14 protein-coding genes are annotated in these 13,992 nt (G+C 65.4%); all 14 read left to right on the top strand.

The features are described 5' to 3' along the window. Positions 1–798: 798 nt before the first annotated feature. The 14 genes from ACWCPQ_RS17635 to murA all read left to right on the top strand — a co-directional run bounded on the left by ACWCPQ_RS17635 (position 799) and on the right by murA (position 13,443). On the top strand, positions 799–1,464 hold the full coding sequence (locus ACWCPQ_RS17635; RefSeq protein ID WP_449899931.1) for an L-threonylcarbamoyladenylate synthase: 666 nt from the start codon (positions 799–801) through the stop codon (positions 1,462–1,464). A 61-nt stretch (positions 1,465–1,525) separates the two neighbouring features. Further along, on the top strand, positions 1,526–2,692 hold the full coding sequence (locus tag ACWCPQ_RS17630) for an MraY family glycosyltransferase (protein ID WP_449899928.1): 1,167 nt from the start codon (positions 1,526–1,528) through the stop codon (positions 2,690–2,692). 10 nt (positions 2,693–2,702) lie between these two features. Further along, the gene (locus ACWCPQ_RS17625; RefSeq protein ID WP_449899926.1) at positions 2,703–3,170 is read left to right on the top strand and encodes a hypothetical protein; all 468 of its coding nucleotides are present in this window, start codon (positions 2,703–2,705) and stop codon (positions 3,168–3,170) included. A gap of 395 nt (positions 3,171–3,565) precedes the next feature. Further along, positions 3,566–4,291: a F0F1 ATP synthase subunit A gene (atpB, locus tag ACWCPQ_RS17620; RefSeq protein WP_449899924.1), complete on the top strand. Its 726-nt coding sequence runs from the start codon at positions 3,566–3,568 to the stop codon at positions 4,289–4,291. A 77-nt stretch (positions 4,292–4,368) separates the two neighbouring features. Continuing rightward, on the top strand, positions 4,369–4,617 hold the full coding sequence (locus ACWCPQ_RS17615; RefSeq protein ID WP_030522398.1) for an ATP synthase F0 subunit C: 249 nt from the start codon (positions 4,369–4,371) through the stop codon (positions 4,615–4,617). Positions 4,618–4,622: 5 nt separating this feature from the next. Next, a complete protein-coding gene (locus ACWCPQ_RS17610) occupies positions 4,623–5,183 on the top strand; it encodes a F0F1 ATP synthase subunit B (RefSeq protein WP_449899922.1) in 561 nt (186 codons plus the stop codon). Between the two features lie 19 nt (positions 5,184–5,202). Continuing rightward, positions 5,203–6,012, top strand: coding sequence for a F0F1 ATP synthase subunit delta (locus tag ACWCPQ_RS17605; protein ID WP_449899920.1), 810 nt, complete (start codon positions 5,203–5,205; stop codon positions 6,010–6,012). Positions 6,013–6,093: 81 nt separating this feature from the next. After that, positions 6,094–7,731 carry a F0F1 ATP synthase subunit alpha gene (gene atpA, locus ACWCPQ_RS17600; RefSeq protein ID WP_449899918.1) on the top strand — a complete coding sequence of 546 codons (1,638 nt, stop codon included), beginning with the start codon at positions 6,094–6,096 and terminating at the stop codon, positions 7,729–7,731. Between the two features lie 58 nt (positions 7,732–7,789). Then, complete coding sequence (locus ACWCPQ_RS17595; protein ID WP_449899916.1) at positions 7,790–8,761, top strand: F0F1 ATP synthase subunit gamma; 972 nt, start codon at positions 7,790–7,792, stop codon at positions 8,759–8,761. A 24-nt stretch (positions 8,762–8,785) separates the two neighbouring features. Further along, positions 8,786–10,234, top strand: coding sequence for a F0F1 ATP synthase subunit beta (gene atpD / locus ACWCPQ_RS17590; RefSeq protein ID WP_449899914.1), 1,449 nt, complete (start codon positions 8,786–8,788; stop codon positions 10,232–10,234). A 6-nt stretch (positions 10,235–10,240) separates the two neighbouring features. Next, positions 10,241–10,621, top strand: a complete 381-nt coding sequence (locus tag ACWCPQ_RS17585) for a F0F1 ATP synthase subunit epsilon (RefSeq protein WP_449899912.1) — start codon at positions 10,241–10,243, stop codon at positions 10,619–10,621. Between the two features lie 256 nt (positions 10,622–10,877). Continuing rightward, positions 10,878–11,300 carry a DUF2550 domain-containing protein gene (locus ACWCPQ_RS17580; protein WP_449899910.1) on the top strand — a complete coding sequence of 141 codons (423 nt, stop codon included), beginning with the start codon at positions 10,878–10,880 and terminating at the stop codon, positions 11,298–11,300. A 96-nt stretch (positions 11,301–11,396) separates the two neighbouring features. Beyond that, entirely contained in the window at positions 11,397–12,029 is a 633-nt protein-coding gene (locus ACWCPQ_RS17575) for a cob(I)yrinic acid a,c-diamide adenosyltransferase (RefSeq protein WP_449899908.1), read from the top strand. A 154-nt stretch (positions 12,030–12,183) separates the two neighbouring features. Then, positions 12,184–13,443, top strand: a complete 1,260-nt coding sequence (murA, locus tag ACWCPQ_RS17570; RefSeq protein ID WP_449899906.1) for a UDP-N-acetylglucosamine 1-carboxyvinyltransferase — start codon at positions 12,184–12,186, stop codon at positions 13,441–13,443. Positions 13,444–13,992: the final 549 nt, after the last annotated feature.

The following is a 13,992-nucleotide window of genomic DNA, read 5'->3' as shown; positions in this document are numbered from 1 at the left end:
GATCACGGCGATCACCGCGAGCGCCGCGTCGTACGAGGCACCGAGTTCGGCACGCTGGGCCGGATACCCCGAATATCGGGGGCCATGAGCAGCGGCGGTCCATGAATCGGTCGCGGGTGCGGGGCGGGCTGTTCGTGAAGGTGAGGGGTCGCTCGCAAAGAACTGGGGCTGGTTGTGACGGTGCGGCGCTGAGTGCTTGCGGAGGTAAGGGGCTGTTCGCGAAGTCGCGGGGGTGAGGTTGTTCGCGACGGTGAGGATTGGTTGCGGAGGCGAGGGGACTGTTCGCGGAGGTGAGGGGGTTGTTCGCGAAGGTGAGAGGTGGGGTTGTTCGCGAAGGTGCTGTGTTTTTGGCGCGCTGGCGCGCGCGGGGTCGAGGCCCCCTCAGTCTCGCCGTTCAGGCCTCGAGACTCGAGCCTTCGGCTCATGCGACGTGCGGTCGGCCATCCGGAGAATGCAGCCGCCTGAGCACCTTCGACCAAGGGCGAGACGGGCCTCGACCCTTTGAGGTGTCTCGTAAAACTCGACGCACGCGGTTGCGTCGGCGTTCGACGGCTGGGTCGCATGCGTGTCTTGTCCCTGAAGGGGGATTCCGATTGGGCGGTCTTCGATTTTCGGTGCGAATAGCCCGTCTGCCAGCCGCGGGTGGCCGGCATTCGTGGTCGGGGCCCGCCCCGGTTCCGGAGCGACGGAGCGGGGGAGCGAAGCGGAGGAGCGCAGGAGTGAAGAACCGGGGTCACTAGGGCCCCGACCCTGCCCCGCCGGAGGCGGGGCCATATCACAGCCCATACCATGGTCGGCGTGAGTACCGTCTACGACTGCGCCGATCCCGACTCGCGCGCCGCCGGCCTGGCCGCGGCGACCAGTGCTCTGAGATCGGGGCGGTTGGTCGTCGTGCCCACCGATACCGTTTACGGTCTGGCTGCCGACGCTTTCGATTCGGCGGCTGTCGCGTCGTTGCTGGCGGCCAAGGGGCGGGGTCGGGATATGCCGGTTCCGGTGTTGGTCGGGTCGTGGAACACGATCGACGGGCTGGTGTTCTCGGTGCGGCCACAGGCGCGAGACCTGATCCGGGCGTTCTGGCCCGGTGGGCTGAGTATCGTTGTGCAGCAGGCACCTTCGTTGGCCTGGGATCTCGGTGACGCGCGTGGCACGGTGATGCTGCGGATGCCGCTGCATCCGGTGGCGCTGGAGTTGTTGCAGGAGGTCGGTCCGCTGGCGGTGTCCAGTGCGAATATTTCCGGCCGGCCCCCGGCCGAGAATGTGACCCAGGCGCGTGAGCAGCTCGCGGACCGGGTCGGTGTGTATCTGGACGGCGGCCCCGCCCAGCACGCCACCGCCTCCACCATTGTCGATCTCACCGCTGATCAGCCGCGGATTCTGCGGGCGGGCGCGGTGCCGACCGAGGCGGTCGCCGAAGTGCTGGGAGTCGCTCCCGATGATCTGATCGGGTCCGTCGCGCGGTGAAAGTACCGGTTTCGATGAAGGTCCGGGCAGTATCCCCGGCCGCCGGGCGGTGGTCGGCGCTATGACCGGTTACGGTGCGGTCGTCCCGCTGCGCGAGCTGCTCCTGGTGCTGTTGATCTCGGCGGCGGTGACCTTTCTGGCCACCGGAGGGATCCGCACGCTGGCGATCGGGTTCGGCGCGGTGGCCATTCCGCGTGATCGCGATGTGCATGTGAAGCCGATTCCCCGGATGGGCGGGGTGGGGATGTACTTCGGTGTAGTGGCGGCCGTGTTGTTCGCTCATCAGTTGCCGGCGCTGCGTCGTGGTTTCGATTACCGGCCCGATATCGCCGCCGTACTGGTGGCGGCGACGATCATCGTCGGGGTCGGCATCGTGGACGATCGCTGGGGGCTGGACGCGCTCACCAAATTCGCCGGTCAGGTCACCGCTGCCGGGGTGATGGCGGTGATGGGCCTGGGCTGGTACCTGATCTACGACCCGTTCAACAACAGCACGGTCGTCCTCGACGGATTGCAGGGCGGCCTGGTCACCGTGGCTGTGGCGGTGACGCTGATCAACGCCATGAATTTCGTCGACGGCCTGGACGGACTGGCCGCCGGGCTGGGCCTGATCGCGTCCTTCGCGGTGTTCGCTTTCGCGGTGGGCCTGCTCACCGAACAGGGCGGTTCGGTGGACAGTTATCCGCCCGCGCTGCTGGCCGCGGCCATGGCCGGTGCTTGTCTCGGCTTCCTGCCGCACAATTTCTCGCCGGCTCGGATCTTCATGGGGGATTCGGGGTCCATGTTGATCGGGCTGGTGCTGGCCGCTGTGTCGACCAGTGCGTCCGGCCGGATCCCGCTGCAGGGGTACGGCCCGCGCGATATCGTCGGTCTGCTGTCGCCGTTGTTGCTGGTCGGCGCGGTGATGTTCATCCCGGTTCTGGATCTGTTGCTGGCGATCGTGCGCCGGGTCCGGGCGGGGGTCAGTTTCTCCACGCCCGACAAGATGCATCTGCATCACCGGCTGTTGCAGATCGGGCATTCGCAGCGCCGGGTCGTGCTGGTGATCTACCTGTGGGTCGGCATTCTCGCGTTCGGGGCAGTGGGTACCTCGGTGATGGATCGCCGGGTGGTGGTGCTGATGATGGCGGCCGGATTGCTGTTCGCCCTGGTCGTAACCGCTGTTCCGGGTCTGTGGCGTCGGCAGGCGCGGCGGGACGCGGCGGGTTCGGTTTCGGAGTCCGGGTAGAGTTCGGCCCGTGTCCACGAGTCCTGCCGGTCCCAGTTCCTCCGACAGCGCCGATGCCCCACTGCGTGCAGCATTGCGGTACGGGTTGATCGGGTTGGTCGTGCTGACCGTGTTGTCGGTGGCGATCGCGACTGCTTTCGCCGGTGTGGCCGGACTGTGGGGCGCGCTGCTGGGGGCCGCGATCGGTGGTGGGTTCATCCTGACCACGGCCGTGGTGGTGCTGCTCGGCGCGAAACTGCCGCCCACCACGGCGGGGCTGGTCATGCTGATCAGCTGGGTGGGGAAGCTGCTGGTCGCGCTGATCGTCATTGCGATTCTGCAGCGATTCGATTTCTACGACCGGGTGGCGCTGTTCCTGACCGTCGTGGGCGCCCTGGTCATCGTGCTGGGGGCGGAAACTTACGGTGTATTGAGACAGAAAGTGCCCTATGTGACCGTCTCTGAGCAGGGCCGGGAAGCGGGCTCCGACCAGGGGTGACCAGGATCTACGACAATTTGTCGTAGATTACATCGCCCCCGCTACACGTTGTCGTAGTTCTCTTGGTAAAGTATTGGTAAGCAAGCGACTAAGCCAGGGGCGCCGACCAGGCCCGACCAGCTACCGCTATGCTACTGCCGTGCCGTGCTCGTCAAGGGTTCGGTTCTGCATGTCGACGATGTCGCCGACACACGTACAGACGCCAGCGCGGATCGCCGCTACAGCTGCTGACGACCTCGAGCCGACCTCAGTCGACCCACATTGATCGTCAATGTCCGATCGAACCGCGGGAGCGAAAACTTCCCGCGGCCCGAACACGGGAGAGAACGCTGAGCGTCACCACCTTGGCCGCGGAGTTCCACGCGCCGTCGCTAACCGACTTCTTCCCTCCAGCGGTGCTGTTCGAGGGGACCCCCTTCGAACTCGATCGGCTGATGCTGGTCCGGCTCGTGATGACCGCCGTCCTGATCGCTTTCCTGTTCCTGGCGTTCCGGACTCCGCGAATCGTGCCGAAAAAGCTGCAGAACATCGGCGAAATGGGTCTGGTCTTCGTCAAGGAGCAGATCTGTGACGAGATCCTCGGCAAGGAAAGCGGCCGTAAGTTCTTCCCGCTGATCGCGACGATCTTCTTCACCGTTCTGTTCCTGAACTTCTCGGGTGTGATCCCCGGTCTGAACATCTCGTCGAACGCGCGTATCGGCATGCCGCTGGTACTGGCAGTGATCGCGTATATCGCGTTCAACTACGTGGGCATCAAGAAGTACGGCTTCTTCACCTATATGCGCAGCAGCATCGTCGTTCCGAATGTTCCGCCGGCCATGCACGTCCTGCTCATTCCGATCGAGTTCATCTCGACCTTCGTGCTGCGCCCGTTCACGCTGACCGTCCGACTCATGGCCAATATGCTCGCCGGTCACATCATGTTGGTGCTCTTCTTCAGCGCGACCCAGTTCTTCCTCTTCGACGCGGATGCCTGGATGAAGGTGTTCTCGCCCTTCTCGCTGCTGGGCGGACTCGCATTCACCCTCTTCGAACTGCTGGTGATTTTCCTGCAGGCCTATGTGTTCGCGTTGCTGACCGCCGTGTACATCAGCCTTGCCCAGCACGCCGACGAACACTGACCGACCGGAACAACCGATAAGGACCTGCTGCACCACGCCGTCCGGCGGGTGAGCAACAGAAAGGGAATGGAAGACTCATGAGCCTCTCGTACCTGGCCCAGGAAGCTGCCACCAACGAATCCACGCTGAAGGGCCTCGGCGCCGTCGGCTACGGCCTGGCCGCGATCGGCCCCGGCATCGGCGTCGGTATCGTCGTCGGTAAGGCGATCGAGGGTATTGCCCGCCAGCCCGAGCTCTCCGGCACCATCCGGACCAACATGTTCCTGGGTATCGCGTTCACCGAAGCCCTGGCACTGATCGGTCTCGTCGCCGGCTTCATCTTCTGATTCCGATGAACGAGTTCATTCTGCTCGCAGCGGAAGAGGGAGAGGATGTGAATCCTCTCGTCCCCGCGACGTACGACATCGTCTGGTCGGCGATCTGCGTGGCGATCATCGCCTTCGTGGTCTACAAATACGCCGTTCCGCGCCTGATGAAGGTGCTGGACGAGCGCGCCGACAAGATCGAGGGTGGCATCGAACGGGCCGAGGCCGCGCAGGCCGAAGCCCAGGAGACGCTGCAGCAGTACCAGAAGCAGCTGGCCGACGCCCGCCTGGAATCCGCGAAGATCCGCGAAGACGCCCGCACCCAGGGCCAGCAGATCCTCGCCCAGATGAAGGCGGACGCCCAGGCCGAGAGCGACCGTATCGTCGCGGCCGGGCACACCCAGCTGGAAGCCCAGCGCCAGCAGATCCTGACCGAGCTGCGTGCCGAGGTCGGCCGCACCGCCGTGGACCTGGCCGAGAAGATCATCGGGCAGTCGGTATCGGACGAGGCCAAACAGGCCGCGACGATCGAGCGATTCCTCGACGAGATCGACCGTTCGGACGCCGGTATCGGGGTCGGAAGGTAACGACGGAGGAGTGAGAACCATGTACGCAGCGAGCCGTGAGGCCAGCTCCCGGTCCAAGGAGGCGCTCCGGGCCGCGCTGACCGGCAGCAACGGTGTTGCGGCCACGACGGGGTCCGAACTGTTCGCCGTTGTCGACGTACTGGACGACCAGCGTCCGCTGCGTGTGGCGCTCGCGGACGTATCGGTGCCCGGTTCGGCCCGCGCCGAACTGAGCGAGCGGATCTTCGGGAGCCGGGTCAGCGCTGCCACTCAGGCGGTGCTGACCACTGCGGTCGCCCAGGATTGGTCACGTCCCCGGGATCTGGTCGACACCCTGGTGCTGCTCGGTCAGCTGGCATACCTGGAATCGGCCTCCGAGCAGGGTCGGCTGACCGCGGTCGAGGACGAACTTTTCCGGTTCGGCCGGATCATCGCCGACAACCCGGTGCTGGACCAGGCCCTGTCCGACCGCGCCGCCTCGGCCGCGGCCAAACGGGAATTGCTCGATCGGCTGCTGTCCGGCAAAACCGAGACCATCACCCAGGCGCTCACCGAGCAGGTGGTGACCAGGCAGCGTTCCGGGATCGGTGTGGCCTTCGACGAACTGTCCGACCTGGCCGCGGCCCGGCGCGAACAGATCGTCGCGCACGTGCGGTCGGCCATCGAGCTGACCGACTCCCAGCGTGAGCGGCTGGCCGGCGCCCTGGCGCGTATCTACAACAAGGCTGTCACCGTGCATGTCGAGGTCGATCCCGAACTGTTGAGCGGGCTCGTCGTGCGCATCGGCGACGATGTGATCGACGGCAGCGCGATCGGCCGGCTGGATCGGCTGCGCCGCTCGCTGACCTAGCGGCGACGGCGCCGGATCCACCGGTGCCGGCCGCTCCACACCCCCGACATTCCACGACCAGAGACCGAGAGCAGGAAGAACATGGCGGAGCTGACGATCTCCTCCGACGAGATCCGTAGCGCGATCGAAAGCTACACCCAGAGCTACACCCCGGAAACCTCCATCGAGGAGGTCGGTGTCGTCACCGATACCAGTGACGGCATCGCGCACGTCAGTGGCCTGCCTTCGGCGATGGCCAACGAGCTGCTCGAATTCCCGGGCGGTGTGCTCGGCGTCGCGCTGAACCTCGAGGACCGCGAGATCGGTGCTGTCATCCTCGGCGAATTCGCCGAGATCGAAGAGGGCCAGCAGGTGCGCCGTACCGGCGATGTGCTCTCGGTCCCGGTCGGCGACAATTTCCTCGGGCGGGTGGTGAACCCGCTCGGTCAGCCGATCGACGGTCTGGGCGAGATCGAATCCGACGACCGGCGTGTGCTGGAACTGCAGGCCGCTACCGTGCTGGAGCGGCAGCCGGTCGAGGAGCCGATGGCGACCGGCATCACCGCAATCGATGCGCTCACCGCGATCGGCCGGGGGCAGCGTCAGCTGGTCATCGGCGACCGCAAGACCGGTAAGACCGCGGTCTGCATCGACACGATCCTGAACCAGAAGGCCAACTGGGAGTCGGGCGATCCGGCCAAGCAGGTGCGCTGCATCTACGTGGCGATCGGCCAGAAGGGCTCCACCATCGCGGGGGTCAAATCCGCCCTCGAGGAGCACGGCGCCCTGGCGTACACCACCATCGTCGCCGCCCCGGCCTCCGATTCCGCCGGTTTCAAGTGGCTGGCTCCCTACACCGGTTCGGCCCTCGGCCAGCACTGGATGTACCAGGGCAAGCACGTTCTGATCGTGTTCGACGACCTGACCAAGCAGGCCGAGGCATACCGCGCGATCTCGCTGCTGCTGCGCCGCCCGCCGGGCCGCGAGGCCTACCCGGGTGACGTCTTCTACCTGCACTCGCGTCTGCTGGAGCGTTGCGCCAAGCTCTCCGACGCCATGGGCGGCGGTTCGATGACCGGTCTGCCGATCATCGAGACCAAGGCCAACGACATCTCGGCCTTCATCCCGACCAACGTCATCTCCATCACCGACGGGCAGGTCTTCCTGGAGTCCGACCTGTTCAACAAGGGCGTTCGTCCCGCGATCAACGTCGGTACCTCCGTCTCCCGTGTCGGTGGCGCCGCCCAGACCAAGGGTATGAAGAAGGTCGCCGGTTCGCTGCGTCTGGAAATGGCGCAGTACCGCGAGCTGGAAGCCTTCTCCGCGTTCGCCTCCGATCTGGACGCCGCCTCGCTGGCCCAGCTCGAGCGCGGTGCCCGCTGGGTGGAACTGCTCAAGCAGGACCAGTACTCGCCGGTCGCCGTCGAGGACCAGATCGTCTCGATCTACCTGGTCGACGGTGGCTACTACGATTCGGTGCCCGTCGCCGACGTCCGTCGCTTCAATGTCGAGCTGCTCGAGGATTTGCACAGCAATGCCGCCGATGCCTTCAAGAGCATCGAGGGTGGCAAGGTGCTGACCGGCGACGCCGCCGAGCAGATCAAGACCGCGACCGACAACTTCAAGCAGGGCTTCCTGGCTTCGGACGGCAGCCGGGTCGTGAACGAGCCCGGCGCCGACGAACTCGGCCACGAAGAGGTCGAGTCGCTGTCGGTCACCCGCAAGCACGTCGAGAAGTAGACCGGGCGAACCATGCGCTGTTTTCCTGTCACGCCGCGAATGAGGGGAGTGTGAACCGATGGCTACCTTGCGCGAGCTGCGCTCCCGTATTCGTGGTATCAACTCGATCAAGAAGATCACCAAGGCCCAGGAACTGATCGCGACCTCGCGGATCACCAAGGCCCAGGCTCGGGTCGCGGCCGCCAAGCCGTACTCCGAGGAGATCACCAAGGTGGTCGCGGAGCTGGCGAGTGCGTCGAAGAGTCTGTCGCACCCGCTGCTCACCGAACGCCCCGATCCGAAGCGTGCCGCGGTACTGGTGATCACCAGCGACAGCGGCCAGTGCGGTGGCTACAACTCCAATGTGCTCAAACGCGCCGAGGAGTTGATGACCACCCTGCGCGACGAGGGCAAGGAACCGGTGCTCTACGTCATGGGCAGCAAGGGCCTGACGTACTACACCTTCCGTGACCGCCGGCCGGTCGCCTCGTGGACAGGGTTCTCCCAGCAGCCGTCCTACCCGGATGCCTCGGCGGCCTGTAACCACCTGGTCGACAGCTTCATGGCCGGGTCCGCGGGCGAGGTCCCGGCACCGGACGGCACCGATTCGATCGCGGGCGTGGACGAGCTCCATATCGTCTACACCCGGTTCGTGAGCATGCTGTCGCAGACGCCGGAGGTGCGCCGGATGGCGCCGATCCAGATCTCCTTCGTCGACGAGAACTTCGATCTGGGCGAGGACATGCTGTCCGATTCGCCCACGGCCGAGGTGAGCGCGCAGTACGAATTCGAGCCCGACGCCGATGTGCTGCTGGCGGCGCTGCTGCCCAAGTACATCAACACGCGGATCTACGCGTCGTTGCTCGACGCAGCGGCATCCGAGCACGCCGCTCGGCGCACCGCAATGAAGGCGGCCACCGATAACGCCAACGAATTGGCGAGTTCCCTGTCTCGCCAGGCCAACTCGTTGCGGCAGGCCAACATCACGCAGGAAATCAGCGAAATCGTCGGCGGCGTGAATGCCCTGGCGGCCAGCTCGGAACGCGACTGAGACGCAGGAAGAGAAACCAGACAAATGACCGCAGCTGTTACTCGAGAAGAGTCGAGCCGGACCGGCGCCGCCACGGGCCGCGTGGTCCGCGTCATCGGCCCCGTCGTGGACGTCGAATTCCCGCGGGGCTCCATCCCGGAACTGTTCAACGCCCTCGCCGCCGAGATCACCCTGAAGTCGGTGGCCAAGACGCTGACCCTCGAGGTCGCCCAGCACCTCGGTGACAACATCGTGCGCACCATTTCGATGCAGCCCACCGACGGCCTGGTCCGCGGCGCCGAGGTCCGTGACTCCGGGAAGCCGATCTCGGTGCCGGTCGGCGATGTCGTCAAGGGGCACGTGTTCAACGCCCTGGGCGACTGCCTCGACAGCCCCGGCCTGGGCCGGGACGGTGAGCAGTGGGGTATCCACCGCAAGCCGCCGAGCTTCGACCAGCTCGAGGGTAAGACCGAAATCCTCGAGACCGGCGTCAAGGTGCTCGACCTGCTGACCCCGTACGTGAAGGGCGGCAAGATCGGTCTGTTCGGTGGTGCCGGTGTCGGTAAGACCGTGCTGATCCAGGAGATGATCACTCGTATCGCGCGGGAGTTCTCCGGTACCTCGGTGTTCGCCGGCGTCGGTGAGCGCACCCGTGAGGGCACCGATCTGCACCTGGAAATGGAAGAGATGGGCGTCCTCCAGGACACCGCCCTCGTCTTCGGCCAGATGGACGAGCCGCCGGGCACCCGTATGCGCGTCGCCCTGTCGGCGCTGACCATGGCGGAGTACTTCCGCGATGTGAAGCACCAGGACGTGCTGCTGTTCATCGACAACATCTTCCGGTTCACCCAGGCCGGTTCCGAGGTTTCGACCCTGCTGGGTCGTATGCCCTCCGCTGTCGGTTACCAGCCCACCCTGGCCGACGAGATGGGTGAACTGCAGGAGCGCATCACCTCGACCCGTGGTCGTTCGATCACCTCGCTGCAGGCGATCTACGTCCCTGCCGACGACTACACCGACCCGGCGCCGGCGACCACCTTCGCCCACCTGGACGCGACCACCGAGCTTTCCCGCCCGATTTCGCAGAAGGGTATCTACCCGGCCGTCGACCCGCTGACCTCGACCTCTCGTATCCTCGAGGCATCGATCGTCGGCGACCGGCACTTCGCGGTGGCCAACGAGGTGAAGCGGATCCTGCAGAAGTACAAGGAACTGCAGGACATCATCGCCATCCTCGGTATGGACGAGCTCTCCGAAGAGGACAAGGTCCTCGTCGGCCGGGCCCGGCGCCTGGAGAAGTTCCTCGGCCAGAACTTCATCGTGGCCGAGAAGTTCACCGGTCAGCCCGGTTCGGTCGTGCCGCTGGAGCAGACCGTCGACGACTTCGACCGGGTCTGCAAGGGCGAATTCGACCACTTCCCGGAGCAGGCGTTCAACAGCTGCGGTGGTCTCGACGATGTCGAGGCGGCCGCGAAGAAGATCGCCGGAAAGTAGCCCTCCATGGCGGATATGTCAGTTGATCTCGTCGCGGTCGAGCGGCGGCTCTGGTCGGGCCGGGCGAGTTTCGTCAGCGCCCAGACCACCGAGGGACAGATCGGCATCATGCCCGGTCACGAGCCTCTCCTCGGCCAGTTGGTCGAGGGCGGCACCGTGACGATCGTCGATACCGACGGCACCCGGATCGTTGCCGCGGTACACGGTGGGTTCTTCTCGGTCACCGCCGATACGGTGCGGGTATTGGCCGAGTCCGCCGAGTTCTCCACCGAGGTCGATATCGCGGCCGCACGTCAGGTGCTGTCCGACGGGTCGGCCTCCGCGGAGGCTCAGCGGGTCGCGCAGGGCCGGGTCCGCGCGGTGGAACAGGCCGAAGCGGCGTCCTGATCTCCTTCGGGAGCACAACAGAATCATTTCGGCTCCGGCCGGCGGCGAATCCTCGTCGCCGGCCGGAGCCGTTTCGGCGGCGGCGGGTTCACCCGCACGTTGCCGTCGGCGGCCGCCGGGATCGATGACGTCGCATTATCGGAGACATCCCCGTGCGATTTGTAAACTGGTTCGTGGTTGAATGGCGGCGGGTGCATCTGCCGGTCCGATCCGGCGATCGCCTCGAGCGAAGGGATGTGCAGCATTGCAGACCGGGATGGTGTTTCTGATCATTCTGGTGCTCGTGCTGGTCGCATTGGCTCTGGTTTCCAGTTATCGCCTGGTCATGTTGCGGCGCGGCGGCACCGCGGCCATCCTGCGCGTACTCCCGGCTCGCGGCGGTGAGCGCTGGCGTCACGGCGTCATCCGCTACGACGAGGACCATCTCGTCTTCTACAAGCTCACCAGTCTCAAACTCGGCGCCGATTCGGTGATCCACCGCCGCGGTATCGAGATCGGCGAACGCCGCGGCCCGCAGGGTGACGAGTACGACATCATGACCGAGGGGATCGCGGTCATCGGTGTATCCGATCGCAACGGCGATTACGAGCTGGCCCTCGACCGGGCTGCGCTCACCGCGTTCCTGTCCTGGGTGGAGTCGCGGCCCTCGGAACGCGCGCGCCGGCTCCGCGGCCACTGAGGTCGCTTCGTCGTCCCGGTCGATGCCGTGGTTGCGGCGCAAATGCGCATCCGCGGAAACACCGCCCGGTCGGCGCGAGCGTTTAGGGTGGGTCCTGTGAGCGTGCACCTGACGCGGATCTACACCCGCACCGGCGACGACGGGACCACCGGTCTCAGTGATTTCTCCCGGGTGCCGAAGACCGATCCGCGGCTGGTCGCCTACGCCGATTGCGACGAGGCCAATGCCGCCCTCGGAGTCGCGATTGCGCTCGGCGGCCCGGATCCGGAACTGACAGCCGTCCTGCGCGGGGTCCAGAACGACCTGTTCGACGCGGGCGCGGATCTGTCGACTCCGGTGGTGGAGAACCCGAAGTATCCGCCGCTGCGGATCACCGCGGACTATATCGCGCGCCTGGAGCGGTGGTGTGACCGGTTCAATGCCGAACTGGCGCCGCTGAATTCGTTCATCCTGCCCGGCGGTACCCCGCTGGCCGCGCTACTGCACACCGCGCGCACGATCGTCCGGCGCGCCGAGCGATCGGCGTGGGCGGCGGTGGCGGCCCATCCCGAGGACACCGCTGTCCTGCCGGCGAAGTACCTCAACAGGCTCTCGGATCTGTTGTTCATCCTCAGCCGGTACACCAATCCGGCGGGTGACGTGCTCTGGCAGCCCGGCGGTGGCCGGGTCGTTGAAGCCGGTGGGCCGGCTTCGGAGGAGCCCGGCGCCGGGCCTCCGTCCGAAAGCTGACGGATTCCGTCCCGACGGTGGAAACTGCTCCTGGTGATGGGGTCGCGGGGCCGCCGCGCGCGATGGTTCGGCGTTGTCTCGACCGGCGGCGTGATGCGATCGCGGGCGCTCTATCCTTGCACTCACTGGTGCGCCGAATACTCGGAGAGGCGGCATGGAACGGTTTTTGGTAACTGGCGGCAACCGGCTGGTCGGTGAGGTCTCGGTCGGAGGCGCCAAGAACAGCGTCCTGAAGCTGATGGCCGCTGCTCTGCTCACCGAAGGCACGACCACCATCACGAACTGCCCGGACATCCTCGATGTGCCGTTGATGGCAGAGGTACTGCGCGGTCTCGGTTGTGATGTCACGATCACCGGCGATGTGGTGACCATCGACACCCCGGCCGAACCCAAGTACCACGCGGACTTCCCGGCGGTGACGCAGTTCCGGGCCTCGGTTTGTGTGCTCGGACCGCTGATGGCCCGATGCAAGCGAGCAGTGGTCGCGCTGCCCGGTGGTGACGCGATCGGTTCCCGGCCGCTGGATATGCACCAGGCGGGGCTCCGGCTGCTCGGTGCCACCAGCGAGATCGAGCACGGATGCGTGGTCGCCCGGGCCGACGAGCTGCAGGGTGCGCGGATCCGCCTGGACTTCCCGTCGGTCGGCGCCACCGAGAACATCCTCATGGCCGCGGTCCTGGCGCAGGGGGAGACGGTGATCGACAACGCTGCCCGCGAACCCGACATCGTCGACCTGTGCACCATGCTCACCCAGATGGGTGCGCGTATCCACGGTGCGGGCACCTCGGTGCTGACCATTCACGGCGTGAAACGGCTGTCGCCGATCACGCACCGGGTGATCGGCGACCGTATCGTCGCGGCCACCTGGGGTATCGCCGCCGCCATGACGATGGGCGATGTCCGGGTGACCGGAGTCAATCCGCAGCACCTGGCTCTCGTCCTGGACAAACTGCGCTCGGCCGGTGCGCGGATCTCGTTCGAACCGGACGGTTTCCGAGTGGTTCAGCCCGATCGCCCGCGCGCGGTCAACTTCTCCACGCTGCCGTTCCCGGGTTTCCCCACGGATCTGCAGCCGATGGCGATCGGCCTCGCGGCGATCGCGGACGGTACCTCGATGATCACCGAGAACGTCTTCGAAGCGCGTTTCCGTTTCGTGGAGGAGATGATCCGGCTGGGCGCCGATGCACGGACCGACGGACATCACGCGGTGGTCCGGGGCATCCCCAGGTTGTCCAGTGCCCCGGTCTGGTCCTCGGATATCCGCGCCGGTGCCGGCCTGGTGCTGGCCGGGCTGGTCGCCGACGGGGTCACCGAAGTGCACGACGTCTTCCATATCGACCGTGGATATCCGAACTTCGTGGAGAAGCTCCAGGCCCTCGGAGCCGGGGTGGAACGGGTCGGAGTGGGAACTTGATCGTTTTCGGCGGCCCGAGTTCGGAAACGGTCTCGGAAACAGTCGCTGAAAACCGCTCTTGACCAGGCGATTTGACATTGAATTAGATGCCACGTAACTTTATCCAAGTCAGAGCGACACGGACACCGACCCGGGGCCCGGAGCGAGGCGGAAACGCCGAGCCGGAGGGACCAGGGAAACGAGGTAGGACGATGAGCGCCTGACTATCACACTGGTTCGACCGGGACACCGATTTGCAATCGGGAAAACGGATGAGCTAAGCTTTAGAAGTTGCCTCACAGATCGGACGGCTTAAAGGCCGCGAGAAAGTGTGTGCGTGTGTTCTTTGAGAACTCAATAGTGTGTTGATGAATGTCAGTGCCAAATATTTAATTTGGTTTCGGTTCTTCATACCCCCGTGTGGAGGGCCGAACATTTAAGTCAGCTAAATTCCAGCTGGCGATTTGTTTTGCTAGGTTTTCGGACTCTAGTTTGTACTTTTGATTGCGCCTTCGGGTGTGATTGTGAGTCTTCAACGGAGAGTTTGATCCTGGCTCAGGACGAACGCTG

Source organism: Nocardia sp. NPDC001965 (assembly GCF_053594175.1).
The sequence above is the reverse complement of the archived record's forward strand: the minus strand, read 5'-3'. Positions and strand labels throughout refer to the sequence as shown.

What these genes read in the sequence shown, in the direction of transcription:
- ACWCPQ_RS17630 (WP_449899928.1), top strand. Translation starts at nt 1,526, where the DNA reads ATGACCGGTTACGGTGCGGTCGTCCCGCTGCGCGAGCTGCTCCTGGTG.
- ACWCPQ_RS17615 (WP_030522398.1), top strand. Translation starts at nt 4,369, where the DNA reads ATGAGCCTCTCGTACCTGGCCCAGGAAGCTGCCACCAACGAATCCACG.
- ACWCPQ_RS17610 (WP_449899922.1), top strand. Translation starts at nt 4,623, where the DNA reads ATGAACGAGTTCATTCTGCTCGCAGCGGAAGAGGGAGAGGATGTGAAT.
- ACWCPQ_RS17605 (WP_449899920.1), top strand. Translation starts at nt 5,203, where the DNA reads ATGTACGCAGCGAGCCGTGAGGCCAGCTCCCGGTCCAAGGAGGCGCTC.
- atpA (WP_449899918.1), top strand. Translation starts at nt 6,094, where the DNA reads ATGGCGGAGCTGACGATCTCCTCCGACGAGATCCGTAGCGCGATCGAA.
- ACWCPQ_RS17595 (WP_449899916.1), top strand. Translation starts at nt 7,790, where the DNA reads ATGGCTACCTTGCGCGAGCTGCGCTCCCGTATTCGTGGTATCAACTCG.
- atpD (WP_449899914.1), top strand. Translation starts at nt 8,786, where the DNA reads ATGACCGCAGCTGTTACTCGAGAAGAGTCGAGCCGGACCGGCGCCGCC.
- ACWCPQ_RS17585 (WP_449899912.1), top strand. Translation starts at nt 10,241, where the DNA reads ATGGCGGATATGTCAGTTGATCTCGTCGCGGTCGAGCGGCGGCTCTGG.
- ACWCPQ_RS17580 (WP_449899910.1), top strand. Translation starts at nt 10,878, where the DNA reads ATGGTGTTTCTGATCATTCTGGTGCTCGTGCTGGTCGCATTGGCTCTG.
- murA (WP_449899906.1), top strand. Translation starts at nt 12,184, where the DNA reads ATGGAACGGTTTTTGGTAACTGGCGGCAACCGGCTGGTCGGTGAGGTC.